Below are 25505 nucleotides of genomic sequence, written 5' to 3' on the forward strand. Positions count from 1 at the left end.
TTTCCCCAAATGCCTGATTCACAGTGGGAAAGAAACACAACGGCGCCCTGCGGAAATATAGCAGTTGTGATTAACATTAGATTTACAAAAGCTATAATGAATTTCTCATATCTACGCCCTATCTTTGGAGCCTCGTTAATGTTTTAACCCATAACCTCTGAGCAACCAAGAGTAGTTTTAATCAAGTTCCTCCTAAAGCCAATTTAGTTTTAATCCAAGTCCTGTTTAGAACCCGGTATCTATTTACTATAACTTATTACTGGTTATGTCCGGGAAAATTATCCGTATTGCTATCTCAATGATGGCTGTTATATGCTATTGCAGTTGCACCAAATCAGCAGGTGTTACCCCCAATGAGCCTGGCAAAACACCGCCGGCAGACACTTCTATCGTACCAGAAAACAGGGTTGACCGCAATGCGTTACTCGTACTGGTAAATGGGCTACGCAGCCATGGCTGCAAATGTGGAGATGATCAGATGCCACCGGTAGGTGCTGTTATCTGGAATGGTTTATTGGAAAAGGCGGCCTACGATCATAGCAAAGACATGGCGATCAATAAATACTTTGATCACAACTCCCCCAATGGCTCCACGCCGGGCGCCAGACTGGATGCTRCCGGTTATCACTGGAATTATTATGGTGAAAATATCGCTGCCGGCAGTATGGACGAACAAGCTGTGCTACTGGGCTGGCTGAATAGCCCCAAGCACTGTCATAACATGATGGATCCTGCTTTCACAGAAATAGGTGTGGGTCTTTACATGAATAACTGGACAATGGAACTTGGCAAAAGAAGTTTTGCTCAATAATCACGGCGCACTCATTTTCTTGCGCCATGCACGCCATATATAGTAGATATAGGCAACGAGTGTAATCCCAAACCAGGAATAGAAAAAAATCATCCTGCCGGGGGTAGATTCCTCCGGCACAGCAAAGCCCAGGTACAGGCCAAAGAATACGTTGATCATCATCCAGAAAAACCCAATAAAGATCGTACGCATGATTTTTATGAGGAAATGAAACAACTCATAATCCATCTTATTAGGATCTTCCGGTTCCGGTACTTCCGGGTTCCCTGGTGTTGCTGGTTGTTCTGCCATAGTGAATGATATGCGTTACTAAGGTATGCACAGTTTGGCAAGTGCAACACTATCTCCCTTAAATACATTAAAATCTACGGTGGTACGGATACCGTTTACCCTGCCAATATCACTGTGCTGCCAGAACATCCAGGCCCTGTCTGAACGGGGCCGTTCCTTCTGGTAATAGTGTGCAATCCATAGCGGGTAGCTGTCAAATTCATTGCCAAGATATGTTTCGTAGAAGTGGATATTGGTATAAATGATCGGCTTTACTTTATATACTTTTTCCATTTCCTCCAGCCAGATTTTTGCGGTGCTACGGATAACAGCCGCTGGTTGATTATTACTGGTTTCTATATCCAGTACTGGTGGCAGATCTCCTGATTGCAGGTCCGCTACATTATGAAAGTTAATCGCTTGTTTCAATGGATCGCGGGTGGCATAAAAAAAATGGTAAGCCCCCCTTATCAATCCGGCCTTGCCCGCTCTGTCCCAGTTTTGCCTGAAGGAGGCATCCTGCCGGGTAATTCCTTCAGTAGCTTTTATAAAGGCAAAGGATATACGAATCTTATCAACCTGCATCTGTTTTACTGCCTGCCAGTTAATCTCTTTCTGAAATTTAGATACATCGATACCATGAATTTTGTAATTCACCGGCATATCGATTCCAAATTCTTCGTACCTCACAAAGGTTATGCCCTTGTCACGCTCTTTCCACCATAAGTAAGCCAGTACGGCCACTACTACTAATAATAATCTGATCCAGATGCTTTTCACTTTGCTTCAGTTAGTTGCAGGGTAATTGGGTAAGGTGACTGTAATAAATGCCGACAGCCCTATTTTTTCAGCAAGTATAGGCTATAATTTGTTTAAAGGGGCTACTTTTACAAAGGTCAAGTGATTTTTTATGCCCGATTTTAACCTGAAGGATACCCTTAATTTGTTTTCCAAATTCACACTGCGCCGCGGTATTAACGCCGGTAAAGTACTGGGAAGCTATTTCATGAGCAAATGGACTAACAAGCCCGTTCAGTGGGGATATCCTATATCCATCTCTTTTGAACCGACTACGTCCTGCAATCTTCGCTGCCCCGAATGTCCCAGTGGACTCAGAGCATTTACCCGCCCTACCGGCATGCTGGAACAGGATTTTTTCCGGAAAACAATTGATGAAATTTCCAAAGAGCTGTTGTACCTGATCTTTTATTTTCAGGGAGAACCTTACCTCAACACCGGCTTTCTGGATATGGTAAAATATGCGGCAGACAAAGGCATTTATACCGCTACTTCCACCAATGCCCATTACCTCACAGATGCCAATGCTAAAAAGACCGTAGAAAGCGGCCTGGATAGACTGATCATCTCTATTGATGGTACTACCCAGGACGTATACACGCAGTATCGGGTAGGTGGCCACCTCGATAAGGTGATTCAGGGTGCTAAAAATATTGTGAAGTGGAAAAAAGAACTGAATTCCTCCAAGCCATTTGTATTCTTCCAATTCCTGGTAGTAAAGCCCAACGAACACCAGATAGAAGATATTAAACGACTGGCCAAAGAAATAGGCGTAGATCAGGTGCGGTTTAAAACCGCCCAGGTATATGATTATGAAGAAGGTAACCGCTTAATTCCTACCATCGATAAATACTCCCGCTACCATCGTAACGAAGACGGCACATACGCTATTAAAAACAAGCTAAGCAATCACTGCTGGCGCCTGTGGCATTCACCCGTTGTTACCTGGGACGGCCTCGTTGTTCCCTGTTGCTTTGACAAAGACGCACAACACCGGCTGGGAGACCTGAAAAAAGAATCCTTCAAGGAACTATGGCATAATAAAGAGTATATCCGTTTCCGTAGTCAGATTCTCGAAACCCGCAAAAACATAGATATCTGCGCTAATTGCAGTGAAGGCACCAAAGTCTGGGGATAATTCACTGTCATAAATATTTTTTCTGATTGATATTCAATCTATTACTACGTTTATAGTTTATTTACTACAAAAATAGTTTTTAAACTACAAAAATAGTACTAGATTAGTGTTATGAAAAAACTATCCCGTAAAGAAGAAGAGTTGATGCAGGTAATATGGGACCTGGAAAAAGCTTTTGTAAAAGATGCAATAGAACATCTCCCCGATCCCAAACCGCATTACAACACCATTGCCACGCTAATGAAGCGCCTGGAAGAAAAAGGGTATCTCGCCCATCATGAATATGGTGGCTCCTACGAGTACTATCCCACCATCGGTAAAGAAAGCTATAAGGATACTTTTATGAAAAAGGTGCTCAACACTTTTTTCGATAACTCCTATCTCAACATGCTGGCCTATTTCGCCAGGGAAGAAAAAATGGGTCCGGATGAAATGAAGGAACTCGTAAAGATGATTGAGAAAGATAAAAAATAACGTGTATGCCTACCTTGTTTTTATATATCCTGCAAGCATCAGGATCCATGGCCCTTTTCTATCTCCTTTATATTATATGCTTTAAGAAAGAAACCTTTTACCAGTACAACAGGATCCTGCTGCTCAGTGCTTTTGTGGGCTCTGCCCTGCTGCCACTGTTGCCGGTTCCCGCCCTGCAATGGAAAACAACGCAGGTAGCGGAAGGGGCTTCCGCAATGGTGTATTTTAACAATAACGTACACGCAGCTACGCAAACAGGCGAAGTTACCATTGTACAGCATTGGTGGAATCCAATTATACAATATGTTGTGCCCCTGTTGTTGTCAGTATATATAGGAGTAGCTATTCTTTTGTTACTCGTACATGTACTGCAACTGGTAAAAATCAATCGCCTCGCTAAAACAGGTGACAGCTATACACAAAACAATATCCGTTATGTACAAATAAGCGGTATTTCAGCTCCTTTCTCTTTTCTGCGAACCGTCTTTTTTGACCCTAACGCGCACGAACCTACGGAGTTACAGCATATACTCCGTCACGAGGAAGCACATGTGGAGCAATATCACTCTGCAGATATGCTGCTGTCGGCGTTCTACTGTTGCCTATGCTGGATTAATCCGTTTGCCTGGATGTGCAAAAGAGCCCTGCAGCTAAACCTGGAATTTCTGGCAGATGAAGCCGCCGTACAGACTTTCAATACTCCTTCCGCCTACCAGTACAGTTTAATAAAGATCGGTACGTCGCGCAGTCCCGTTGCTATTGTAAATCACTTCAGTAAATCATTCATTAAAAACAGAATACTTATGATGAACAAAACCCAATCTCCCCGTTTACGCGCCTGGCGGTACCTGATGCTACTGCCCGTGCTTGGCCTCACCGCCGGCCTTTTATCCGCTACATCACCCATTACATCACAGGACTCAGGCACTCAAAAATACCTGGTTACTGAAAAGGGGGTATTGTATGGCATGGTAACACGTTTAACTTCCGATGATGATCTGGCGGACATGAAAAATGTATTGGCAGAAAAAGGAATTACAGCTACTGTGCCTGTACTGAAACGCAATGCAGCCGGTGAAATTATCAACATCCGGTTTGTAGCAGTAGATAGAAGGGGTAATACGCTGGGAGAAACATTGGAAGATGGCCCAATAAAGACCTTCTTCTTCTACTTTGGCGAAAAAGAAAGTGGCATTGGAGAAATAGCCGGCGGAAATTTCCCAAAAAGCCTGATCCAACTGGCGATAACAGAAAGCAATGGCAACCTGAAAGGTGTGACTACTGATTCTACCTTTCTGAATCGCTTTCCAGGTGGGCGGGAAGCGTACGCAAAAACATTCGCGAAGAATACGCGCTATCCAAGAGCAGCTCAGGAAAATAACAAGGTGGGTGGTGTATTGGTGCAATATAAAATACAACCCAGTGGGGCCATCACAGATATAGAAGTTGTATCAACTCCAGATAAGATAATGGGAGAAGAAGTGAAGCGGGTGGTTGGTTTACTTCCTTCCTTCAAACCGGATCCCGCAGGTAAGATAGTGACTGTTAGCTTTCGTGCATCATTTCGCTTAATGGTAGATACCCCTGAGAAAGAACTCAAGGGACGTGAAGACGAAAATTCAGATGTGATTATTGTCGGCTACGGTAAAAAATAACCTATTCTGCCACAGGTTCTTTCTTCTTTTTCCTGGATTTAGTGACCTTATTAAACAGGTTGATGCCCAGTTGAACACCAATAAATTCCAGTGCTGTCATTAACGCCCCGGTAGCAAAATTCTTTACTTTACCACTTCCCCAGGCCATCTTAGCCACATTCATGGCTATGTTGAGGGCACCGCTATGTCTTGCGCTACCGGGGATGACAGCATTCAGGGCCATCTTTTTATAGTTGTCCTTAAAATAATCAACCCGGTTGCCCATTTCATTTTCGAGTTCCCGGGAGCGCATTTTTAAACGGGCAATTTCCAACTCCAGTGTTTCGAAGCTGTTTATTTTCTTACGCATGTGTAAACGTTTAGCATTGATTATCCCTTTGCGGTGTTTTCGGTTGCTTCATCGTCAGGAACATAGCCCGGGTCAACAGGCCGCTGCTCCTTTGTACGTTGATTATGAATATGATTGGACTGTTCATCGTTATCTGTAATCTCATCTACCAGCTCTGTTATCAATAGTTTAGCCAGCGGTCTTTGTATCAGCTGCTTACGGAACAACAGGATAATAAGAAATAATAAGACAAATAAGCCTGCTGCGCAGCCAAATCCGATCGTAAAACTACCAGTCATTTCACCGATCCAGAAGCCCACTACCATGCCGAGGAACACAATCACGAAAAAGAACAGCAGGAAAGCCATCGTCAATGAGAAAAATAATCCCAATGCTTTCGATAACTTTCCCGCTGCCTGGAGCTTAATCAGGTCCAGTCTGGTTTCCAGGTATTCCCTGGCTACTTTTCCCGTTTGGTTAAAGTAGTTGCCGAAATTATCTTCCATGCAAATAAATTTATTCAAATGGGGTTTACGCCAACTCGTTCTCTAACTCATCCTGAAATTGATCTTTTTTCTTTCTCCATTTTTCTTTCAGCTTATCAGACTGGTCTCTGAGCTTTTCTACCAGTTCATCTTTTTTATCTGAATTCAGGAAGTAACCTACAGCAACTCCTACGGCTGCACCTACAATAAATGAAACAACGGCTTTGGAACTTGTACTCATAACTAAGGTTTTAAAGATGTTATAAATTAGGTTTTCTTTTCGTACTAGCGATTCAACAAACATTATTCCATAAATGGAAGTTACACAATCTAAAATGTTAAACCTCCGCTTTAAGAACAAGCACTGCGTAATTTTGTTTACTGGTCATAAAAGCTTCACAGCACCCAACCGGTCTGCTTTTTGACATACCAGATAATTACACGATATTATGTACTATGAGCTATCTTGACAACGACCGTCTTAAACAAATTGGTTTTCTACTCCTTATCCTGTTCCTGGGCATTCTCCTTTTTATGGAGATGTTTACCTTTTTCCCCGGCTTTCTTGGCGCAGTAACCCTCTACGTCATTTGCCGGAAATGGATGTTCAGACTAACAGAACAACGGAAATGGAATAAAAGTCTTGCTGCCACACTGATGATGGTGCTCTCCTTCCTTATCATCCTGCTGCCTGTGGGTATGCTGATTAACATGCTCACGGCTAAAATAGCCTATGCTGCCAATCATTCTACAGAGCTAATCAACAGTCTTAAACAAACCAATGCCAGACTGGAAGAGAGCCTGGGCTTCAGTTTAATGACCAATGAGCGGTTGCAGAAACTGCAGGAAAATTTAACAGCAGTGCTGCCGGGCTTCCTGGGAGCCACCTTTAATACCCTTACGGCTATTGCGATGATGTACTTTATTCTCTTTTTTATGCTGGTCAATGGCCGGAAAATGGAAGAGAACCTGTATGAATATATCCCCCTGAAAGATAAAAATGTGGAAAGACTGGGTAAAGAGTTCAACACTTTGGTAATTGCGAACGCCGTCGGTATTCCGCTTATTGCAATCGTGCAGGGCATTATTTCCCTCATCGGCTATTTGGTTTTTGGAATTCCGCAGCCTTTTTTCTGGTTTGTAGTGACCTGTTTTACGGCCATGTTGCCGGTGATCGGTGCGGCAGCAGTATATGTGCCGTTAGGCGTTTATTTGCTGGCGGTAGGCAACACCTGGCAGGGGATTGCGATACTGGTATATGGATTTGGCGTAGTCGGTACTTCCGATAACATTGCCCGTATGCTGTTAGCCAAACGAATTGCTGATGTACATCCGCTGATTACGATTTTCGGTGTAATCATAGGCGTTAGTCTGTTTGGCTTTATAGGCCTGATCTTCGGCCCCTTACTTATCTCTATGTTTATCCTGCTACTGGAAATTTACGGGAACGAGTTTGTGGTAAAAAGAAGAGACCTGGCCGCCCAAAAGAAGGAAACAAAAAATACCGATCATTAACGGTAGTAATTATTCTCATTGATATAATGAATAACATTGTCCGGCACCATGAACCGTACGGACTTTCCTTCCTTTATCCATTTACGTATATCTGTTGCCGAGATATCCAGCATGGGCGCTTCCAGTATTTCCACTTCAGCCCCGAAAGTATCTGTAATCTCATGTCCGGGCCGACGATATACGTAGATGGGATAGTTCTTTACAATCTGTTCAAAATTCTTCCAGCGGGGCAAATTCTGAAAACTATCACTTCCCATAATGATAGCAAATTCCTGGGTAGGGAATTTTTCCTCCAGGTAAGTCAGGGTATCTACAGTATAAGAAGGTCTGGGTAAAGAGAACTCGATATTGCTGGCGCGCAGCCGCACCTCATCTTTAATCGCCAGTTCCACCAGGTGGAAGCGGTCATGCTCATTTAACAGCGCTGACTGGGGTTTCAACGGATTATGCGGAGAAACCACCAGCCATACTTTATCAAGGTCAGTATTGTACGCTACATAATTGGCAATGATCAAATGCCCCGTGTGTATAGGATTAAAAGACCCAAAATACAAGCCTATTCTCATGTTTCATCGTATAAATTGCCAATGGCGACATCAATAATGCGTGTAAAAATAGGTATTTAAAGCGGGAACATAGAAATAAGGCTTATTCCAGTGGTTTGAACTGCTCAAACACTTGTCCACAGGCCTTGCAAAAATGGATAGCCCGGCAAAGTGTGGATCCAAAAGGAGAGCGCAGATAAGTTTGCTGACTGCCGCAATGCGGACAGGGAACCTCCAGCATTAGTTCTGCACTCACTTCTCCGGCCAATACCTGTGGGGGGGCTATACCAAAGTTTTTCAACTTTTCTTTGGCGGCAGGCGTCATCCGGTTGCTTTGCCAATGCACTTGTTTATCTACTTCAACACTTACGGCGATGCCGAGTTCACTTTCCAGTGTTGTTTTTATATTATGTTGAATATAACTCACTGCCGGGCAGGCAGCAAAAGTGGGAATCATTTTGATGTGTACGCCGGTACTACCCAGGTCCACATCGGTGATCATGCCCAGATCCATGACACTCAAAACCGGTATTTCCGGGTCCATCACGTGTTCCAGCGATTCGTATACTGCTGCTATTGTTATTTTGTGAGACATTATTTACCAGCTGGCCTCCGCATCCAGGTTAAACACTTCGCTCATTTCTTTTAGCAACGGCCGCAGGTGCTCCGTATGAAAACCCTGCCGGCCGCCAAATACCGGTGTAATGTCTTTGATGTCGGGGATATTCAGGGATGCCTTTACCAACACCGGGTAAATGCGATCCATCCAGCGATGATAGAGTGCTGCTTCACCGGGGTATACTTTGTCTGCTATCAGCGCTGCTTCATGTGCCGGTGATACTTCAAACAGGCCGGCAGCCAATGCAATAGTATCATTCAAAGATTGCTGCATACGACTATAGCTATCCTCACCCGCATTGCTGAGTTGCATCAGCCAGGCGTTGGCATGCAGTGTATGATATTTCAATTCACCTTTTACTTTTTTGCTGAGTTGCCGGAATGGTTCAAAGCTGCTGTCCTGCAAACTTTCATATCGTATTGTTTCAGCGTGGTCAAACAGAAAATGCCGTATCAGGCTGAAGTCATATTCTCCATTTGGCATTTCCACCAGGTGAGCCGACTTAAACTCCTTCTCCGGTCGCAAAAATGCGAATCTGTCAGGATGCTCACCTCCCAGATCTTCATGAAGTATCCGGTACAAAGCCCAGGCATGACCTATTTTATCCTGCGCCATAGAAGAAAAAGCAATGTCTTCTTCCATCACAGGTCCTAACCCTGTCCATTCAGAATTCCGATGTCCCTGAATCAGTTCATCATCGGCCATTTTTATGATCAGATCCGTTATTGCTGCGTTATTAATCATTTGGATTGTTTGAATTTATTGATCTTCTCCATCACTTTAAATCCGCTGGCATCACGATAAGTTTTCTCCATATTGTTGGCAAACATATCTTCATCTTCCACATCAAATGCAAGTATATCCGCACTTCTCACCACCCAGAGGTTTACACATTTTTTGCGGCGGGCAAATTGCTCTTTGGCAAATACCAGGGCCAGCTGTGGATCCGGAGCATGTACACACCCTACGTGCTCATGGTGTGCCCCCCTTTTTTCCTGGTGAAATACTTCGTATATATTCCAGTTCTCCCCTTCCTCCACTTTCACTACTTCTCCCGCTTCGCCGAGTTTCAGCCTGTTTACGCGGGGATCTAAAGAATCGTTCGACATGAATTATTGAGTGGTTTTTAAAAAGTAAAATAGATGCGCTATGCTACCGGCAAGGCTCTTTTTTCAGTGGGTCTCATTAATGCCTTGCGTACCCAGCGTCCCTGCTCTTCTGCCCATTTACGCACCTGTAAACGCTCTGCATTACATGGTCCGCCACCATTGATGACCCGGAAAAACTCATCCCAGTCCGGATCGGTATATTCCCATTTACCGCTTTCTGCATTTTTCTTCAGCGCCGGATCCGGTAAAGTCATTCCCAGTTCCCATATTTTAGGAACATAAGATTCCAGGAACTGATTGCGCATATCGTCATTGCTGGCCATTTTCACCTTCCATTGCATCAGCTTTTCACTGTGGCTGGACGTTTTATCGGGAGGACCAAAGAAATGCATTATAGGCTGCCACCAGCGGTTCAGCGCATCCTGCAACATCGCTTTTTGTGCCGGCGTACCGGTAGCCAGTTCAATGAAAGCATCATGGCCTTGTTTCAGGTGGAAGCTTTCTTCGTAACAAATGCGTTCCAGCGCCCTGCAATAAGGACCGTAAGACCCCTTTGCATTGGCTACCTGGTTTACAATGGCGGCTGCGTCTATCAGAAATCCGATCACCGCAACGTCTGCCCAGGTTTCTGCCGGGTAATTAAATACGTTGGAATACTTTGATTTTCCGCTAAGGAGATCATTGATCATGGCCTCCCTGGATTTGCCCAGTGTTTCAGCAGCATTATAGAGTAATTGTCCATGGCCTATTTCGTCCTGGACTTTGGCTATTAACGCCAGTTTACGCTTAAATCCCGGCGCCCTGGTAATCCAGGTGCCTTCCGGTAATGCGCCAATAATTTCAGAGTGAGCGTGTTGTTCAATCAGGCGTATCAACTGTCTGCGATACTCCACCGGCATCCAGTCGCCGGGTTCTATCTTTTCGCCTTTGGCAATACGTTCCTCAAATGCAGCGAGCTTTTCAGGCTCGTCGTGCTGTTCCTCTTCCCGCAACTGTTTCCTGTTGGGTTCATCGAAAATATATCCACCGCCGTACATAGTGCGATTGTTTTGGTCGGAAGTAATTTACGGAAAAAAGCCCGTTTTAGCCCGAAATCATTGTCAAAAACCACCGGGGAAAATGTTATAGAATCGCCAAATTTTCCCTCAGTGAAACAGATAGCCGGGCATTACAGTAATTTTAGTCCGGTCTATTTTACCAATGCTACCCAACACTGCTATACTGTGCTTGCTGTTACTGCCCCACGGGCACAAACATCCGGGTGTTTCTCCGGAGAAACACCGTCATTATACCGTAATACAGCTAAATTTCGAAGAAAAACAAGATGTCACCTCCCCTGTTTCAGATACCATTTTTTATGCGCCTGACAGAAAACTGCAGTGGGATGATTTCCTGGCCAAACCATCACCTTCCGGACCCAGCGCAGCAGTGGCCTATACCAGCTTTGCCTACGATGGCAATAGTAACCTGGTAAATGATACCCTGCGCATTACCCTGCGCCTGCAGGTGTTTTTTATAAAAAGCGCGTCCTGGGTAAGAGCCGATGCCAAAACCAGCTACGCACTTGCCCATGAACAACTGCATTTCGACATCACCCGGCTGGTGGTAGAACGGTTCAAACAAAAACTCCGGCAAACTGCCCTGAACCGCGATGACTATGATAGTATCATACAATATCAGTATCTTCAATCATTCCGGGAAATGAACCGGCTACAATACAAGTTTGACCAGGAAACCAATCACGGCCTGAATCCGGCGGCCCAACTACGCTGGCGGGACAAAGTGAATGTAGGCCTTAGAAATAATGGCGTACTGCCTGAAGAACTGGGTATTGAAAAGATGAGCTTTTAGAACCGAACCGAAATATCTATGCCCTTGCGTTTAGCCATACCGGTTATACTGCACAAAACAGGAATACATGCGATCTAGCCAACTTTACCAAACACTGGCCACAAGCCTCTTTATGCTCTTTCTGCTGTCTGCCTGTAAAAAGGACAATAACAGCGGCCGGAACCGGAATCCCGATGATAATAATAACGGTTCGGCGAAAAGTATTAATGACAGCATCTTCTTTATCTCCAAAGACATTTACCTCTGGACGGATGCTTTGCCTGATTCAGGCACTTTCAAACCCAACAGCTACTCAACGCCTAAGGCGATGTTTAAAGCTTTAATGTCCTATAAAAAAGATAATGCCAACAACTTCCTGGACAGATACAGCTTTTTGGATAATGGAGGTACCTCCAGGGTGCTCCAGCAAGGAATTGCAGGTGATATAGGCTTTGAAGTAGGCTACCAGACCCAAACTACTCTGTATGTAGTGTACGTATACCCTGGCTCTCCCGCAGATAAAGCCGGCATCAAACGCGGATGGAAACTGACGGCTGTAAATGGTGTTACCAGTTTTAAATATGGTGATGGTACAACAGATGAACTGTTGAATAATGCTTTTGCCAGCGCCAGCGCTACCTTTGGCTTTCTCAAACCAGATAACACGCCACAGCAAAACACGTTAACCGCTGCCGAATACAAAGTGAACCCCGTGCTTTATTCGCATTTATATGACTTCAATGGTACCAAAATCGGCTATTTCGTTTTCAACAACTTCCTCGCATTGGCAGATGTAAAAACAGCGATCGATACCACCTTTGATTCCTTTGCGAAAGCAGGTGTAAAACAGGTTATTATTGACCTCCGGTACAATGGTGGCGGACTGCTGGAAACCGCCGAATACCTGGCCAACAAACTGGTGCCCGCCGCCAAATCGAATACAGAAATGTATTCCCAATATTTTAATAACAACGTGAACACCAATAACTACAGTAGTTATTTCAGAAACATGAAGGCGCTCCCTTACTATCCTACCCGTAACTGGACAGATATTTTCTATGCGGAAGCCACCACGTATAGAACAGCTAAATTCCAAAAGGAAGGCGCACTGGAACTGAATAAAATCAACTTCCTCGTAACAAGAAATACCGTGTCTGCCAGCGAAATGCTGTATAATGTGCTGAAACCTGCCATGACAACCAAACTGGTTGGTGATACTACTTATGGTAAACCTGTTGGATTTATCAGCATTTCCTTTGGTAGCTATGACATGTACGCGGTGAACTTTCAGACTAAAAATGCCGCTGGTGAAGGAGATTATTTCACTGGTTTAAAACCGCAGGTCCTGGCTGATGATGACTACACTACTGACTGGGGAAATTTAGCAGATCCTTTGCTGCGAGCTTCACTGGTAGATATGGGTGTACCGGCTGCTTCTCTGGGACGTTCCGCTAAAATTATCGGGAACAGATTGGCCCGTACATCGGCCAACAGACTGGATGCTACTCACTTTAAAGGCATGATTCAAACATTCAAAAAATAGGAAACTATTGGCGGATGCAGCCATCTTATCGCGTAATACTTCTACCGAAAAGATGGCTGCATCCGTAAAACCACTACATTGTTTTTGCCCCACTGTATTTATTCTCCGGCATATCACTGTCCATCTTTTTCACTACGTCTAAAATTGTCTGTACAGCCCTGTAATAGAAGGAATGATTAATTCGTGTATACTCATCCGTTGCATGATGATAATCAGGATGATCTTCTACACCAAAGTACAGGAAGGGAATTTTTTGTTTAAAGAATTCGTACTGATCACTTTGCCGGGTCCAGTCCTCTGCGCCGCTATCCGGCTTATCATGACCCGCAATCAGCTTCACACCGCTATGGGCAGCTATCTCATCAATATATCTCCTTGTGTCTGGAAATTGAAACGTACCACATACATACAATTCATTTTTGTCGTTGTGGGCAATCATATCCATATTAATGTTCTGGCGGATTTGCATGACAGGTACGGGTGTTTGTGCTACAAAAGCCTTCGCGCCCTGCAGGCCTTCTTCCTCTCCATCCAGTGCAGCAAAGATCAGGGTATAACGGGGAGGATGTTTTTTAAAGTACGCAGCCATCGCCAGCAATCCGCCTACACCGGAAGCGTTATCGTCTGCTCCGTTATAGATTGAATCGGTGCCATTGGCATTGGCTTTTATGCCCAGATGGTCATAATGTGCAGAGATCACAATTACGGTGCTTAACTTACCTGGAATATAGCCGTAGAGGTTAGTGCCCATTACCTTCTTATCTCCTTCCTGGAAATAGAATGAATATTCGTAGGTGTCGTGGTAGGCAGCAAGACCTAACTTCTTAAAGCGGTCAATGATATAAAACTGTGCCATGCGACTGCCGCGGGAACCCGCTTTACGGCCTTCAAATTTATCTGCAGAAAGAGTCCGTATGTCCTTCATCAGTTGTGAAGAGTCTACGGCTGTTTGTGCCATTAGGGGGAGCGCAAATAACAGGCAAAAGCTGTAACAGAGCAATTTCATAAACAATGCATTTACGATTAACTATAAATGCAATGTACAAGATATTATTTGAAGATATTAAAGATGATGAAACTGCAAACATAGGCCAGTGCGGTCATGTATACAAGCTGTATCACAGGGTATTTCCACGATTTTGTTTCCCGTTTAACAATCGCCATGGTGCTCATACACTGCATGGCAAATGCATAGAAAAGCATTAATGACAACCCGGAGGCCAGGGTATATACAGGCGCTCCATCAGGCCAGGTGGCGGAAGACAACTTTTCACGCAAGGTGGCATTATTATTTTCGGGATCTTCTCCCACACTGTAAAGGGTAGCCATGGTGCCTACAAATACTTCACGTGCGGCGAAAGAGGTAATCAGTGCAATGCCTATTTTCCAGTCAAAACCCAGGGGGCGGATAGCCGGTTCAATAGCATGCCCCAATACTCCTGCATAAGAGTTGGATAACCTCGCCGATTGGAATTCTTTATTCAATATGCTGGCTTCCTTTGAGTCCGGGGCGACCTTGGATAATAACTGTTCGTATTTCTGGTGTACCGGCTGCATTCTGCTGGCAGGGCCATAAGAGGCGAGGAACCATAAGATCACCGATATGACCACAATCACTTTACCGGCATCTCTCACAAATATTTTTGCTTTTTCTACCATGGTGGTGCCAACGTTGGCCCAACGCGGTGAGCGATACACCGGCAATTCCATGATAAAATAACTCTTCTCCTTAATGCGCACAAACAGCTTCATGACAGCAGCAATAAAGATGGCCATAAAGAAGCCCAGCAGATACAATCCCATCATGATCAGCCCCTGTAGGCCAAGAATACCAAACACCCGTTTGTCCGGAATAACCAGCGCAATCATCATGGTGTAAATAGGCAACCTGGCAGAGCAACTCATTAACGGTGTCACCATGATGGTGATGAGTCGTTCTTTTTTATTTTCAATGGTACGGGTAGCCATAATAGCCGGCACCGCACAAGCTACACCACTGATCAGCGGCATTACAGATTTCCCATTCAATCCTACCTGCCGCATTAAGCGATCGGTTAAAAAGCTGATACGCGCCATGTAGCCGGTATCTTCCAGGATGGTGATCAGCCCAAAGAGGATCATGATCTGGGGGATAAATACGGCAAAACCGCTGATACCCGCCAGTATACCATTTATGAAGAAGTCGGTGACTTTATTATCGGGCAGCGTACTGCTTAACCATCCACTCAGTGCGCCAAAACTGCCTTCAATCCAGTCCATGGGATAGGAGGCCAGCCAGAAAATGCTCTGGAACAGGAGGAACATCACCACCAGTAAAATAGCGTATCCCCAGAAACGATGCAGCAGCAGGTCATCAATTTTTTCTGAACGCAATTGTTTTTGCAGCGGATCATTTTCCACTACCGTTGCCTTCATGATATGCTTGATGCGGGCATATCGTTGCATAATTTCTTCCGCCTGTATCTTCGTTTTATTGAACTGGTATGTTTGCAATGCATTTTTGATGGCCCGTTTCTCACCACTGTTGATAAATGACAGCTCATCTACGTTCACGGCTATATGTAAAGCACCGTAATCGCTTTTACAGGCGGGTGCCGCTTTCTTCACTTCTTCAATCACCTCTTTGGCCAGGGCACTGTTGTTGATAAAATCTCTGGGAGGCGTTCTGTATTGTGAACGTATGGCCAGGTCGATTACTTTTTTAATTTCGGTAACCCCTTTATTCTTACGTGGATTAATAGCCACTACAGGTACCCCTAATTCTCTTTCCAGTCCGTCCAGGTCTATTTCCACTCCTTTTTTGCGTGCAATGTCCATCATGGTCAGACCAATGATAACAGGAATCTTAAGATCAATGATCTGGGAGCAAAAGAGGAGATTGCGTTTCAGGTTGGAGGCATCTGCCACTATAATAACCAGGCGGGGGGTGTCGCTGCTGTTCTGATTAATCAGCACATCATAGGTCACATATTCATCTGCGCTTTTAGGGTACAGGCTATAAGTTCCGGGCAGGTCAATGATATTGGCCGTGACGCCAGGTACTATCTGAGCTGTTCCGGTTTTCTTGTCTACCGTTACTCCCGGGAAATTGCCCACCTTCTGGTTTAAGCCGGTGAGCGCATTAAAAAGGGAACTTTTACCACTATTCGGATTTCCTACCAACGCGATGTTTATGGGAGCCTGCATTCCTTATCTTATCCTATTATTTAATATTATGAGCTGAATACGCAAAGTTAAACATTAATCATAGGGATGAATGATCCGATCGGGAAAATCTCGGAAAGGGTATGTTAAAAAAAAGTGAAGCGAAAACATGGCGGCGTTTTCACTTCACTTCATTTATAATTAAGCAATTATGCTATTAGCTGTTATATTTATTCACCATCAGAAAGGCCAGGAAAGAAACACTTCCATCTAATGCTGGGGTCTTTTTGACTGCTTTGACTGCATTTTGAGCAGATGGGCCCTTGTAACGATATCCTTCTCCTGTGGAGTCATTATGTTCCTTTTGAGGAGCTGGCTTAGGTTCGTTGAGGTCATTCGTACCATCTGGTGTCATTTTCAGATTAAGCGGACCTTCCTCGTCATTATTATAATCATCGTTATCCCAGTTATCATCATCAGAGCTATACCGGCTGAAAGAATAGTTGCGATATACTTCACGATCTATTTCTATATTCTTGCCTACCGGTACTCTTATGGTTACCGTAACACGCTGGCCGCGGTATTTAGAATGCGGAGACAGGGAGAAACCTTCCGGCAGGTACAGGATAGAGTCATTCTGATTCAGGCGGAATGCGATATCATGTGCCAGTTCTTTGGCCTGTTGTACATTACGGCCTCTTGAAAAGCGGGATACTTCTACGCCAAAGCTGTCGTTCGGGCTTTTTTCCACTCTTATACGGATGTAGTTAATGAGCACGGTATCATCGGCTACCAGCAAATGGTCATCGAAGAAACCGAAGTGCATATCATCATCTCCTTCCGTCAGGATGCCACCTGGTGCCTTTTTCAGGATCAGTTTACCCTTGGATGGCTGCTGAATGGCTATTGTTTCCGTTTCTGTAGCGGGTCTTCTGAAGTCTTTCACTACTGAGGATACTACTACAGCTGCAAAAGCCAGTCCGAGCAACCAAAGGAACGTTAATGTATAACCAGCATAGCGGTTTGTTTCTCTTACGCCCGTGAGTTTACGGATGATAAATATGACCAGTGCCACAATCGGAATACCAATCAATAAGCCGATGGCCGGCCATATGAAGAAGCTTTGAGCGCCACTGAGGAAAAGATCTTTCAGGGGGAAAAGGGCCGCGGAAGATACTGCCATAGCTATTCCTACCACGATGAGGCAGATCAGCATTACTACAGCAAAGAAATAAAAGAACCCCTTGGTAACGGCTACCAACACTTTACCTAATCCACTTGCCAGGTTCACAAAAAAGCGTTCAATATCACTACCTACTTGCTTGCCGCGGCCCTGCGAAAAATTTCGGATATCTTCTCCTACATTTTTCACCTGGCCTTTCATATGATTTAACTCTTCCTGGATGGTAGATCTGATATTATTCAGATCTACTCTTTCGCCTCTCATTTCCAGCTTCTCCGCTGCGGTATCGGCAGACGGAGTAGCTATCCAGAGAATGAAGTATACGAGGATACCGGTACCAAAACCACCTATGGCCAGCAGGGCGAAGATGATGCGGAAGATTACCGGATCAATATTAAAATAAGCGCCCAAACCGCTACATACGCCACTCAGTACCTTGTTTTCCGGATCGCGGTACAGGCGTTTGCGGGGACGAGGTATATATCCTGCGTCTGAAGCGTCATCTCTTTGTTGTTGCTTAGTACCTTCTCCGGAAGCATCATCAAATTGCTCCGGTGTGCCCATGGAAGCTTTTACAGCGGTTACATCATCATCTGTAATACAATGTGCCCCTTTCTTCAGTATATCATGGAAAACTTCGGCAATACGGCTTTCAATGTCAGACACAATTTCATCACCACCTTCCTCTTTCGAAAAATATTTCTTCAGGCTACCCAGATACTGGCTAAGTATCTCGTACGCACTATCCTCGATGGGGATAAGTCGGCCCGACAGGTTTATGTTGATTATCTTTTTCATTACTAGTTCATTTAGGTTTTAGGTAACTCTTCTCTTAAAGAGGGGTGCTGCTTTGTGTTAGTTGATGTACTGCATTAGCCAGTTCGTTCCAGGTGCTTTCCAGTTCCTGATAAAAGGCTTCCCCTTTGTCTGTCATGGAAAAATATTTTCTTGGAGGACCTGAACTGCTTTCTACCCAGCGATACGTGAGTAGCTCTGCATTTTTCAATCTTGTTAATAAAGGATAAAGGGTGCCCTCCAGGATATCCAGCTTCGCTTCTTTCATCTTTTCGATGATATCTGACGGGTAAGCTTCCCCTTGCTTAATGATGGACAGTATGCAAAACTCCAGCACTCCCTTCCTCATCTGCGATTGTGTGTTATCAATGTTCATGGCAAGTGAGCTTTAGTTTTTTTTCTTAATGGTGGTTTCTGATCAGTTATAGTTGTAATAGCTATTATTTCAATTGTACGATACAAAAGTAGGGAATATTTACTACTATGCAATACCGAATACCATAGAAAGCAAAATAACTTGCTTAGACGGTTACCCGAAAAAAGGAGCAAAAAGCAATACAGGTAAGCATCTTACTAAGAAAATAATAAAAGAGGCGATATCTACAAAAGTGATGAACGGCATTAAATAGGGATAAACGGAAATTGGGTTGAAATAAGCTTTTTTAGTGTTAAATTGCTTTAACATTTTTTTAATGGCTACAAATCACAATTTGTGCTTTCCCTCAATTACATTTGTACAAGCGTAAAATACACATGAAGAAAATTATCGGCATATTCCTTTTGGCACTAATGGTGTCTCAATTACTTCCTATCAAGGAAGTAGGGAAGCTGCTGTTTAATAATCAGATTGTGGAAGAGCATCCTGTTGATTGTGGTGGAGATCATATCAAAATTGCCAAGGAACTGAAATTCTGCAAGCAATTTGATGAAGTTCAATTTAACCCACTGCTCATTATTGGTATACTTCAATATCATTTAATGGAAGATATTCCAAGCAACCCTGCTCAGGAAATACACGCCCCCCCTCCCAATATGCATATCGCATAATTCGCAAAGCAGTTGTGATCACAACCGCTGATTTTTCTATTCTTTTTATTCATTCATTCAATTACTACCTGGAATTCGTGTATCCGTTATCGTGATACGTGTCTCGAGTCCCCAACGGTAGTGTTATTCTATCTGATTGTTTCCACGGTTGCGGCAAATGCTGCTATCCGGAAATGCGATCCCTTAACGGAAAAGCTTATTTTATGAACAAGCAAACATCATTATTCTCTAATATAAAAGGCGACTTCTCCGCCGGCCTTGTTGTTTTCCTCATTGCGGTGCCACTGTGCCTCGGCATAGCGCTGGCGTCCGGAGCTCCCCTGTTTGCCGGTATGATTTCCGGTATCGTGGGTGGCCTGGTCATCGGCTTCCTGAGCGGCTCGCAATTGAGTGTAAGCGGCCCTGCGGCCGGTCTTACTGCAGTAGTACTGGTAGCAATTACCAAGTTAGGTGCGTTCGACGTATTCCTGCTCGCTGTAGTTATTGCCGGAGTGCTTCAACTGGTACTGGGTTTAATAAAAGCCGGTACAGTGGCCAACTACTTCCCTTCCAATGTTATCACCGGAATGCTTACGGCCATTGGTATCATTATTATACTGAAACAATTGCCCCATGCTTTTGGCTATGATGCCAACACAGAAGGTGATTTTACCTTTTTCCAGGTAGATGGCGACAATACCTTCAGTGCCTTACTTTCTGCTGTTAATCATATCAGCATTGGTGCAACACTGATTACCATTATATCCATTTTCATTATTCTGTACTGGAGCAAGATCCCGAAACTCAATGTAGTGCCAGCGCCGCTGGTAGCAGTAATTACCGGCATTTTGCTGAATATAGCATTTTCCGGCAGCGAGCTGCTGGCACTGGGATCTAATCACCTGGTATCCTTACCGGTACCTGCCAGCTTTGGTGATTTCGTAAACCAGTTCACTTTCCCCAACTTCAACGCTGTCACTAATAAAGAAGTGTGGATTATCGGGGTAACTATTGCGATTGTAGCTTCTGTAGAAACATTACTGAATGTGGAAGCAACCGATAAACTGGATCCAATGAAACGCTACACTTCTCCTAACCGTGAGCTGAAAGCCCAGGGTATTGGGAATATTGTGAGTGGTTTAATTGGTGGTTTACCTATCACTTCAGTGATTGTTCGCTCCAGCGCCAACATCAACGCAGGTGGTAAAACAAAAATGTCTACCATGATACATGGTGCATTACTGTTGATCTGTGCTGCGCTGATTCCCGTGGTATTAAATAAAATTCCACTGGCTACACTCGCCGCAGTATTGCTCGTAACCGGGTATAAGCTGTGTAAGATTTCCATCTTTAAAGAGATGTTTAAAAACGGTAAATACCAGTGGGTGCCATTTGCGGTAACTGTTGTGGCGATTGTGTTTACTGATCTGCTGATCGGTATTGCACTGGGTATGGTAGTAAGCGTACTGGCCATTTTACGTGGTAATATGAAAAGCTCCTACTATTTCCGCAAGGAAAAATACCATAGCGGAGACAGTATCCGTCTGGAACTGGCCCAGGAAGTTTCTTTCCTGAATAAAGCCAGCATCCTGCTCACGCTGGATCATATGCCCGAAAATATTACACTGGTAATAGATGCACACAAAACAGCGTATATAGATTTTGATGTACTGCAAACCATTCGCGAATTCAAAGACATCAAAGCACCACAAAAAAATATCAAAGTAATCCTGACGGGGTTTAAAACGGTGTATAATATTCAAAATACACCCGATCTCACAGCCGAAGAGCAATCCAGGCTGACGTCTCCACAGGTACACACTATTTCTTCCGGTAACCATAAAGAGTTGCTGAAAGAATTGCAGTTAAACTAATATCCGGGGCATACGCTCCCGCGCCGATTCAAATGTAAACGGAATACCATGCTTTTATCCGTTCATGTTTTTTCAATTTCAAAAAATGACAATCATGAAAACACTCAATAAAATATCTCAATCCAATATAACACCTAAAAAGGCATTAGAATTACTGAAAGCCGGCAACAGCCGGTTTGTGGATAACCTTCGCCTGAACCGTAACCTGCTGCAGATGGTAAATGATACCTCTGACGGACAGTGGCCCATGGCGGCTATTGTAAGCTGCATGGACTCCCGTACTTCTGCAGAACTGGTTTTTGACCAGGGACTGGGCGATATTTTCAGCATACGTTTAGCCGGTGGCGTTATTTCAGATAATGTACTGGGAAGTCTCGAATATGCCTGCAAAGTAGCCGGTTCAAAATTCATAGTGGTATTGGGCCATACCAAATGTGGCGCCATTAAAGGTGCCTGCGATGCCATAGAAATGGGCAACCTCACCGGGTTGCTGAATAAAATAGCGCCCGCCGTTTTTGCAGAAAAAACAGTAAAAAATGACCGTAATTCCCATAACAGTAAGTTTGTGGAAGCGGTAAACAATATTCACGTAGAACGTTCTGTACAAGCCATTATGGAACAAAGCAATATTCTGCGTGAAATGATTCAGAAAGGAGAAGTTGGCATCATCGGGGCAGTGTATGATGTAGAAACCGGTATCGTGACCTTCAAGGAGAACACACTTATACTGGAAAACAACAGACCCGCTGAACCAGCAGCAGCGGTGGCCGTTTAATAAAACGCCTTTTATTGCAGGGAATAAATTTGCTTTTTCATAAAAAAGAGGGAGGCATTAATAACCCGTTTGATCAATTTATTTAAAGGCAATTGATCAAACAGTTATTAAGAGCCTCCTTTTTTTATATACAGTCCCGGGACTTTTATATGTGCAGGAGTTTTGCCGCAGCCTGTTCGAGCGTGGCCTGCTTTTTAGCAAAACAAAAACGGATCACGTGATCATCTTTTCCATCCTGGTAAAATGCTGATACCGGGATCACCGCTACGCCAAATTCTTTGGTCATGCGTATCGCAAAATCTTTGTCTCCTTCTTCCGAAATCCGGTCGTACTTCATCAGCTGAAAATAGCTTCCCTCACTGGATAGCGGGGTAAACCGGGTATCTTTCATCAGCTGTAGAAAATAATCTCTTTTTTGCTGATAAAATGCCGGCAGCTCCAGGTAGTGCGAAGGTGTTTCCAGAAATTTGGCCAGGCCATATTGCATAGGCGTATTTACGGAGAAGCAGAGATATTGATGCACTTTTCTATACTCTTTCATCAGGTGCTCCGGCGCCACACAGTAACCCATTTTCCAGCCGGTATTATGAAATACTTTGCCAAAGGAAAAAGTAACAAAACTATTGCGGTAAATAGCCGGGTAACGCAAAATGCTATGATGGGTAGCGCCGTCAAATATCAGGTGCTCATATACTTCATCGGATAGTACCAGCAGGTTAAATGCTGCCACCAGCTTTTCCAGTTCCTGTATATCATTTTCCTGTAAAATACTTCCGGTAGGATTATGCGGGGTGTTCAGCATAATCATTTTTGTGCGGGGAGTTATCTTGCTGCGTACTTCTTCCCAGTTAATACGGTAGTCCGGGAATGAAAGCGATATCAGTACGGGCTTGCCACCGTTTACCAATACGTTGGGAATATAGCTGTCGTATGCAGGTTCAAAAATGATCACTTCATCACCGGGATGAATACACGTAGCAATGGCAGTAAAAATGGCGTAAGTACCTCCCGGGGTAATGGTGATTTCGGTATCCGGGTTAACGGATTGCTGGTAAAGGTGACTGATTTTTTCTGCGATGGCGGATCTGAGTGGCATCAGTCCCGGCATGGGGGCATACTGGTTATGGCCTTGTTGCATGGCTTCATTCACCATCGCTTTCAGCTCATCGCTGCAGTCGTAATCCGGAAATCCCTGGGAGAGGTTAATGGCTTTGTGGGTAGCCGCCAGTGCGGACATGACGGTAAATATAGTAGTGCCTACATTGGGCAGTTTAGAGACCATTTATAATTTTTTTGATATTGAAATTTAGGCATTTAGTACCAAAGCAGGTTGTTTTCAGCAGCTAAATATCTAAATTTCAATATCAAAAAAATGAAAAACTTTAGAGGAACTTTTCGCCCTTATTGCGTTTTATTTCTCCTACGTATTCTTTGATCTGTTGTTCATTTTCTTTTTTACAGATGAGTAGTACATCGTTAGTATCTATTACGATGAACTCATCTAGTCCCTGCAGCAGTACCAGTTTATCGTTGGGTACTTTTACCATACACTTGGTGGCATCTATTACCACTACGTTTTTGCCCTGAACCGCGTTGCCGAGATAATCTTTTTCCAGGTTTTCGTAAGCGGAAGCCCAGGTACCGAGGTCGCTCCATCCAAAGTTGGAAGGGATGACATAAACGTTGCTGGCTTTCTCCATGATACCATAGTCGATAGAGATGTTGGTACACTGAGGGTATACCTTTTCCATCACCTCTTTCTCCTGTGGAGTATTGAGTGCTGGTGTAGCCTGTTCAAACAGTTCGTCTATTTCAGGCAGGTATTGTTTAAATGCTGCAAGGATCGTTTTTACATTCCATACAAAGATGCCGGCATTCCAAAGGAAATCGCCACTCTGGAGGAAGGTTTTCGCCAGCTCCAGGTTAGGTTTTTCTGTGAATGTTTTTACCTGGTATACATTGTCGGACACCTGTTGAGGTTCAAACTGAATATAGCCATAACCGGTATCGGGTCTGGTGGGTTTAATGCCCAGTGTTAGCAGTGCACTGTTTTTTTGTACAAACAGCAGCGCGTTGAGGCATGCGTTGGTAAAAGCAGGGCCGTCCATGATCAGGTGATCTGCCGGTGCACAAATGATATTGGCCAGCGGGTCCTGTTTATGGATTTTATGGGAGATATAAGCAACACATGGAGCGGTATTTTTGCGGGAAGGTTCGCTCACAATATTGGCAGCAGGCAATTCAGGTAACTGATCGCTCACCTTGCTGTTATACTGGTGGTGGGTAACCACAAAAATATTTTCCTTTGGGATGAACTGCGCGAAGCGTTCATAAGTCCATTGGAGCAGGGTTTTCCCTGTGTTCAGGATGTCCAGGAACTGCTTGGGATTGTCTGTGCGGCTGTGGGGCCAGAAGCGGCTGCCTATACCCCCTGCCATTATTGCCACATAAAAATGGCTGTTCAGCTGTGTCATTTCTAAATAATTCCTTCTCTGATTAAATCATGTAAGTGAATAATACCTTGATATCGCTCTCCGTCCATTACCAGCAGTTGGGTTATATCGTGCTGGCGCATCATTTCAAGTGCGTTGATAGCCAGCTGATCCTGCTGAATCATTTTTGGGTGCAGCGACATTATATCTTTGGCCGTTACAGCTGCTGTAGGAACATCTTTCTCCAGCATTCTGCGCAGGTCACCATCTGTAATAATGCCTTTTAATAATCCATTTTCATCCACCACTGCGGTTACCCCCAGCATTTTGGAGGATATTTCCACTATTACTTCTCTCAAGGAGCTGTTTAGCAGTACCTGTGGGGATTGATGTTGTTTGCTGAGATCCCCTACTTTAAGATACAACTTCTTTCCCAGGGCCCCGCCGGGATGGAATTTTGCAAAGTCAGCAGCCGTAAATCCGTGCCATTCTATCAGGCATACCGCCAGCGCATCTCCCATTGCCAACTGTGCAGTGGTGCTGGTGGTGGGTGCGAGGTTATTAGGGCACGCTTCCTGACTAACAGTGGTGTTGAGTACCAAATCGGCTTCCTGGGCTAAAAACGAGCTTGTATTCCCCACCATGGCGACGAGTATGTTGCCAAAATTCTTCACAAGGGGAACCAGTACCTTTATTTCAGCAGAAGTACCGCTTTTCGAGATACACATTACGATATCTTCCTCTCTGATCATCCCCAGATCTCCATGAATCGCATCTGCTGCGTGCATGAAAAGTGCAGGGGTGCCGGTAGAATTAAATGTGGCCACTATTTTCTGGGCAATAATGGCACTTTTACCGATGCCGGTTACTACCAGCCGTCCTTCACATTGCGCAATCTTTTCAACAACTTTCTCAAAATCTGCATCTATAAACTGTTGCAAATCATTAATAGCTGATGCCTCCATGGCAATTGTGCGTTTGGCTACGTCTCCTATATTGATAGTTTGATTCCTTTTCATGACGAATTACAAATTTATCATTTTTTAGTCAGCACTGGTGCTGTTAAGTAATTTATATTGATACTCCGCGCTTTTTTAAGTAACTTCGTGTCCCCTAAAAAACATATAAAATTATTTCGTCATTTGATGGTTCTTTA

At 44.2% G+C, this 25505-nt stretch carries 27 protein-coding genes; 10 read left to right on the top strand and 17 right to left on the bottom strand.

Going from position 1 to position 25505, the window contains the following annotated elements:
* Nucleotides 1–265: 265 nt before the first annotated feature.
* The gene (locus AB4Z08_RS33355) at nucleotides 266–811 is read left to right on the top strand and encodes a CAP domain-containing protein (protein WP_441578126.1); all 546 of its coding nucleotides are present in this window, start codon (nucleotides 266–268) and stop codon (nucleotides 809–811) included.
* On the opposite strand, the gene AB4Z08_RS33360 is transcribed toward AB4Z08_RS33355, so the two are convergent.
* Nucleotides 812–1102, bottom strand: a complete 291-nt coding sequence (locus tag AB4Z08_RS33360) for a hypothetical protein (protein WP_441578127.1) — start codon at nucleotides 1100–1102, stop codon at nucleotides 812–814.
* 18 nt (nucleotides 1103–1120) lie between these two features.
* Nucleotides 1121–1861 (bottom strand): glycoside hydrolase family 25 protein, encoded by a 741-nt coding sequence (locus AB4Z08_RS33365; RefSeq protein ID WP_441578128.1) that lies wholly within the window; start codon nucleotides 1859–1861, stop codon nucleotides 1121–1123.
* Nucleotides 1862–1991: 130 nt separating this feature from the next.
* On the opposite strand from AB4Z08_RS33365, the gene AB4Z08_RS33370 reads away from it, so the two are divergent.
* From AB4Z08_RS33370 to AB4Z08_RS33380, 3 genes are all read left to right on the top strand, one after another.
* On the top strand, nucleotides 1992–3017 hold the full coding sequence (locus tag AB4Z08_RS33370; RefSeq protein ID WP_441578129.1) for an SPASM domain-containing protein: 1026 nt from the start codon (nucleotides 1992–1994) through the stop codon (nucleotides 3015–3017).
* 111 nt (nucleotides 3018–3128) lie between these two features.
* The gene (locus tag AB4Z08_RS33375) at nucleotides 3129–3491 is read left to right on the top strand and encodes a BlaI/MecI/CopY family transcriptional regulator (protein WP_441578130.1); all 363 of its coding nucleotides are present in this window, start codon (nucleotides 3129–3131) and stop codon (nucleotides 3489–3491) included.
* 5 nt (nucleotides 3492–3496) lie between these two features.
* Entirely contained in the window at nucleotides 3497–5146 is a 1650-nt protein-coding gene (locus AB4Z08_RS33380) for a M56 family metallopeptidase (protein ID WP_441578131.1), read from the top strand.
* 1 nt (nucleotide 5147) lies between these two features.
* On the opposite strand, the gene AB4Z08_RS33385 is transcribed toward AB4Z08_RS33380, so the two are convergent.
* Genes AB4Z08_RS33385 through AB4Z08_RS33395 form a run of 3 tightly spaced genes read right to left on the bottom strand, consistent with a single transcriptional unit; the run spans nucleotide 5148 to nucleotide 6200 of the window.
* A complete protein-coding gene (locus tag AB4Z08_RS33385) occupies nucleotides 5148–5495 on the bottom strand; it encodes a hypothetical protein (protein ID WP_441578132.1) in 348 nt (115 codons plus the stop codon).
* Nucleotides 5496–5515: 20 nt separating this feature from the next.
* Nucleotides 5516–5980 carry a hypothetical protein gene (locus AB4Z08_RS33390; RefSeq protein WP_441578133.1) on the bottom strand — a complete coding sequence of 155 codons (465 nt, stop codon included), beginning with the start codon at nucleotides 5978–5980 and terminating at the stop codon, nucleotides 5516–5518.
* Nucleotides 5981–6005: 25 nt separating this feature from the next.
* Complete coding sequence (locus tag AB4Z08_RS33395; RefSeq protein ID WP_166649869.1) at nucleotides 6006–6200, bottom strand: YtxH domain-containing protein; 195 nt, start codon at nucleotides 6198–6200, stop codon at nucleotides 6006–6008.
* Nucleotides 6201–6415: 215 nt separating this feature from the next.
* On the opposite strand from AB4Z08_RS33395, the gene AB4Z08_RS33400 reads away from it, so the two are divergent.
* A complete protein-coding gene (locus tag AB4Z08_RS33400; protein WP_441578134.1) occupies nucleotides 6416–7474 on the top strand; it encodes an AI-2E family transporter in 1059 nt (352 codons plus the stop codon).
* On the opposite strand, the gene nadD is transcribed toward AB4Z08_RS33400, so the two are convergent.
* The 5 genes from nadD to paaA all read right to left on the bottom strand — a co-directional run bounded on the left by nadD (nucleotide 7471) and on the right by paaA (nucleotide 10784).
* Nucleotides 7471–8040 carry a nicotinate (nicotinamide) nucleotide adenylyltransferase gene (gene nadD / locus AB4Z08_RS33405; protein ID WP_441578135.1) on the bottom strand — a complete coding sequence of 190 codons (570 nt, stop codon included), beginning with the start codon at nucleotides 8038–8040 and terminating at the stop codon, nucleotides 7471–7473. The genes AB4Z08_RS33400 and nadD overlap by 4 nt on opposite strands.
* An 82-nt stretch (nucleotides 8041–8122) precedes the next feature.
* The gene (gene paaD / locus AB4Z08_RS33410) at nucleotides 8123–8614 is read right to left on the bottom strand and encodes a 1,2-phenylacetyl-CoA epoxidase subunit PaaD (RefSeq protein WP_441578136.1); all 492 of its coding nucleotides are present in this window, start codon (nucleotides 8612–8614) and stop codon (nucleotides 8123–8125) included.
* A 3-nt stretch (nucleotides 8615–8617) separates the two neighbouring features.
* Nucleotides 8618–9382: a 1,2-phenylacetyl-CoA epoxidase subunit PaaC gene (paaC, locus tag AB4Z08_RS33415; protein WP_441578137.1), complete on the bottom strand. Its 765-nt coding sequence runs from the start codon at nucleotides 9380–9382 to the stop codon at nucleotides 8618–8620.
* Entirely contained in the window at nucleotides 9379–9747 is a 369-nt protein-coding gene (locus AB4Z08_RS33420; RefSeq protein WP_331972376.1) for a 1,2-phenylacetyl-CoA epoxidase subunit B, read from the bottom strand. The genes paaC and AB4Z08_RS33420 overlap by 4 nt, the downstream gene beginning before the upstream one ends.
* A gap of 38 nt (nucleotides 9748–9785) precedes the next feature.
* Entirely contained in the window at nucleotides 9786–10784 is a 999-nt protein-coding gene (gene paaA, locus AB4Z08_RS33425) for a 1,2-phenylacetyl-CoA epoxidase subunit PaaA (protein WP_441578138.1), read from the bottom strand.
* A 163-nt stretch (nucleotides 10785–10947) separates the two neighbouring features.
* Here paaA and AB4Z08_RS33430 point away from each other — a divergent pair, with 163 nt between their 5' ends.
* Both AB4Z08_RS33430 and AB4Z08_RS33435 read left to right on the top strand, forming a co-directional pair.
* Nucleotides 10948–11598, top strand: a complete 651-nt coding sequence (locus AB4Z08_RS33430) for a DUF922 domain-containing protein (RefSeq protein ID WP_441578139.1) — start codon at nucleotides 10948–10950, stop codon at nucleotides 11596–11598.
* Between the two features lie 67 nt (nucleotides 11599–11665).
* A complete protein-coding gene (locus AB4Z08_RS33435; RefSeq protein WP_441578140.1) occupies nucleotides 11666–13120 on the top strand; it encodes a S41 family peptidase in 1455 nt (484 codons plus the stop codon).
* A gap of 73 nt (nucleotides 13121–13193) precedes the next feature.
* Here the strand turns inward: AB4Z08_RS33435 and AB4Z08_RS33440 are convergent, their stop codons facing one another.
* From AB4Z08_RS33440 to AB4Z08_RS33455, 4 genes are all read right to left on the bottom strand, one after another.
* The gene (locus AB4Z08_RS33440) at nucleotides 13194–14126 is read right to left on the bottom strand and encodes a M28 family peptidase (RefSeq protein WP_441578141.1); all 933 of its coding nucleotides are present in this window, start codon (nucleotides 14124–14126) and stop codon (nucleotides 13194–13196) included.
* Between the two features lie 44 nt (nucleotides 14127–14170).
* Nucleotides 14171–16306, bottom strand: a complete 2136-nt coding sequence (gene feoB, locus AB4Z08_RS33445) for a ferrous iron transport protein B (protein WP_441578142.1) — start codon at nucleotides 16304–16306, stop codon at nucleotides 14171–14173.
* 175 nt (nucleotides 16307–16481) lie between these two features.
* A complete protein-coding gene (locus AB4Z08_RS33450; protein ID WP_441578143.1) occupies nucleotides 16482–18245 on the bottom strand; it encodes a PspC domain-containing protein in 1764 nt (587 codons plus the stop codon).
* A 34-nt stretch (nucleotides 18246–18279) separates the two neighbouring features.
* A complete protein-coding gene (locus AB4Z08_RS33455) occupies nucleotides 18280–18618 on the bottom strand; it encodes a PadR family transcriptional regulator (protein WP_441578144.1) in 339 nt (112 codons plus the stop codon).
* A gap of 377 nt (nucleotides 18619–18995) precedes the next feature.
* On the opposite strand from AB4Z08_RS33455, the gene AB4Z08_RS33460 reads away from it, so the two are divergent.
* The 3 genes from AB4Z08_RS33460 to AB4Z08_RS33470 all read left to right on the top strand — a co-directional run bounded on the left by AB4Z08_RS33460 (nucleotide 18996) and on the right by AB4Z08_RS33470 (nucleotide 21917).
* Nucleotides 18996–19289 carry a hypothetical protein gene (locus AB4Z08_RS33460; protein WP_441578145.1) on the top strand — a complete coding sequence of 98 codons (294 nt, stop codon included), beginning with the start codon at nucleotides 18996–18998 and terminating at the stop codon, nucleotides 19287–19289.
* A gap of 203 nt (nucleotides 19290–19492) precedes the next feature.
* The gene (locus tag AB4Z08_RS33465) at nucleotides 19493–21142 is read left to right on the top strand and encodes a SulP family inorganic anion transporter (protein ID WP_441578146.1); all 1650 of its coding nucleotides are present in this window, start codon (nucleotides 19493–19495) and stop codon (nucleotides 21140–21142) included.
* 85 nt (nucleotides 21143–21227) lie between these two features.
* Nucleotides 21228–21917, top strand: coding sequence for a carbonic anhydrase family protein (locus AB4Z08_RS33470; protein ID WP_441578147.1), 690 nt, complete (start codon nucleotides 21228–21230; stop codon nucleotides 21915–21917).
* 145 nt (nucleotides 21918–22062) lie between these two features.
* Here the strand turns inward: AB4Z08_RS33470 and AB4Z08_RS33475 are convergent, their stop codons facing one another.
* From AB4Z08_RS33475 to AB4Z08_RS33485, 3 genes are all read right to left on the bottom strand, one after another.
* The gene (locus AB4Z08_RS33475) at nucleotides 22063–23199 is read right to left on the bottom strand and encodes a methionine aminotransferase (protein ID WP_441578148.1); all 1137 of its coding nucleotides are present in this window, start codon (nucleotides 23197–23199) and stop codon (nucleotides 22063–22065) included.
* Between the two features lie 100 nt (nucleotides 23200–23299).
* Nucleotides 23300–24391 (bottom strand): mannose-1-phosphate guanylyltransferase, encoded by a 1092-nt coding sequence (locus AB4Z08_RS33480; RefSeq protein WP_331965876.1) that lies wholly within the window; start codon nucleotides 24389–24391, stop codon nucleotides 23300–23302.
* A 2-nt stretch (nucleotides 24392–24393) separates the two neighbouring features.
* Nucleotides 24394–25368, bottom strand: a complete 975-nt coding sequence (locus tag AB4Z08_RS33485) for a KpsF/GutQ family sugar-phosphate isomerase (protein WP_441578149.1) — start codon at nucleotides 25366–25368, stop codon at nucleotides 24394–24396.
* Nucleotides 25369–25505: the final 137 nt, after the last annotated feature.

Origin of the sequence: Chitinophaga sp. RAB17, from assembly GCF_052114225.1 — a bacterium.
Classification (GTDB): domain Bacteria; phylum Bacteroidota; class Bacteroidia; order Chitinophagales; family Chitinophagaceae; genus Chitinophaga.

What these genes read in the sequence shown, in the direction of transcription:
- AB4Z08_RS33360 (WP_441578127.1), bottom strand. Translation starts at nt 1,102, where the DNA reads ATGGCAGAACAACCAGCAACACCAGGGAACCCGGAAGTACCGGAACCG.
- AB4Z08_RS33370 (WP_441578129.1), top strand. Translation starts at nt 1,992, where the DNA reads ATGCCCGATTTTAACCTGAAGGATACCCTTAATTTGTTTTCCAAATTC.
- AB4Z08_RS33375 (WP_441578130.1), top strand. Translation starts at nt 3,129, where the DNA reads ATGAAAAAACTATCCCGTAAAGAAGAAGAGTTGATGCAGGTAATATGG.
- AB4Z08_RS33380 (WP_441578131.1), top strand. Translation starts at nt 3,497, where the DNA reads ATGCCTACCTTGTTTTTATATATCCTGCAAGCATCAGGATCCATGGCC.
- AB4Z08_RS33385 (WP_441578132.1), bottom strand. Translation starts at nt 5,495, where the DNA reads ATGCGTAAGAAAATAAACAGCTTCGAAACACTGGAGTTGGAAATTGCC.
- AB4Z08_RS33390 (WP_441578133.1), bottom strand. Translation starts at nt 5,980, where the DNA reads ATGGAAGATAATTTCGGCAACTACTTTAACCAAACGGGAAAAGTAGCC.
- AB4Z08_RS33395 (WP_166649869.1), bottom strand. Translation starts at nt 6,200, where the DNA reads ATGAGTACAAGTTCCAAAGCCGTTGTTTCATTTATTGTAGGTGCAGCC.
- AB4Z08_RS33400 (WP_441578134.1), top strand. Translation starts at nt 6,416, where the DNA reads ATGAGCTATCTTGACAACGACCGTCTTAAACAAATTGGTTTTCTACTC.
- nadD (WP_441578135.1), bottom strand. Translation starts at nt 8,040, where the DNA reads ATGAGAATAGGCTTGTATTTTGGGTCTTTTAATCCTATACACACGGGG.
- paaD (WP_441578136.1), bottom strand. Translation starts at nt 8,614, where the DNA reads ATGTCTCACAAAATAACAATAGCAGCAGTATACGAATCGCTGGAACAC.
- paaC (WP_441578137.1), bottom strand. Translation starts at nt 9,382, where the DNA reads ATGATTAATAACGCAGCAATAACGGATCTGATCATAAAAATGGCCGAT.
- AB4Z08_RS33420 (WP_331972376.1), bottom strand. Translation starts at nt 9,747, where the DNA reads ATGTCGAACGATTCTTTAGATCCCCGCGTAAACAGGCTGAAACTCGGC.
- paaA (WP_441578138.1), bottom strand. Translation starts at nt 10,784, where the DNA reads ATGTACGGCGGTGGATATATTTTCGATGAACCCAACAGGAAACAGTTG.
- AB4Z08_RS33430 (WP_441578139.1), top strand. Translation starts at nt 10,948, where the DNA reads ATGCTACCCAACACTGCTATACTGTGCTTGCTGTTACTGCCCCACGGG.
- AB4Z08_RS33435 (WP_441578140.1), top strand. Translation starts at nt 11,666, where the DNA reads ATGCGATCTAGCCAACTTTACCAAACACTGGCCACAAGCCTCTTTATG.
- AB4Z08_RS33440 (WP_441578141.1), bottom strand. Translation starts at nt 14,126, where the DNA reads ATGAAATTGCTCTGTTACAGCTTTTGCCTGTTATTTGCGCTCCCCCTA.
- feoB (WP_441578142.1), bottom strand. Translation starts at nt 16,306, where the DNA reads ATGCAGGCTCCCATAAACATCGCGTTGGTAGGAAATCCGAATAGTGGT.
- AB4Z08_RS33450 (WP_441578143.1), bottom strand. Translation starts at nt 18,245, where the DNA reads ATGAAAAAGATAATCAACATAAACCTGTCGGGCCGACTTATCCCCATC.
- AB4Z08_RS33455 (WP_441578144.1), bottom strand. Translation starts at nt 18,618, where the DNA reads ATGAACATTGATAACACACAATCGCAGATGAGGAAGGGAGTGCTGGAG.
- AB4Z08_RS33460 (WP_441578145.1), top strand. Translation starts at nt 18,996, where the DNA reads ATGAAGAAAATTATCGGCATATTCCTTTTGGCACTAATGGTGTCTCAA.
- AB4Z08_RS33465 (WP_441578146.1), top strand. Translation starts at nt 19,493, where the DNA reads ATGAACAAGCAAACATCATTATTCTCTAATATAAAAGGCGACTTCTCC.
- AB4Z08_RS33470 (WP_441578147.1), top strand. Translation starts at nt 21,228, where the DNA reads ATGACAATCATGAAAACACTCAATAAAATATCTCAATCCAATATAACA.
- AB4Z08_RS33475 (WP_441578148.1), bottom strand. Translation starts at nt 23,199, where the DNA reads ATGGTCTCTAAACTGCCCAATGTAGGCACTACTATATTTACCGTCATG.
- AB4Z08_RS33480 (WP_331965876.1), bottom strand. Translation starts at nt 24,391, where the DNA reads ATGACACAGCTGAACAGCCATTTTTATGTGGCAATAATGGCAGGGGGT.
- AB4Z08_RS33485 (WP_441578149.1), bottom strand. Translation starts at nt 25,368, where the DNA reads ATGAAAAGGAATCAAACTATCAATATAGGAGACGTAGCCAAACGCACA.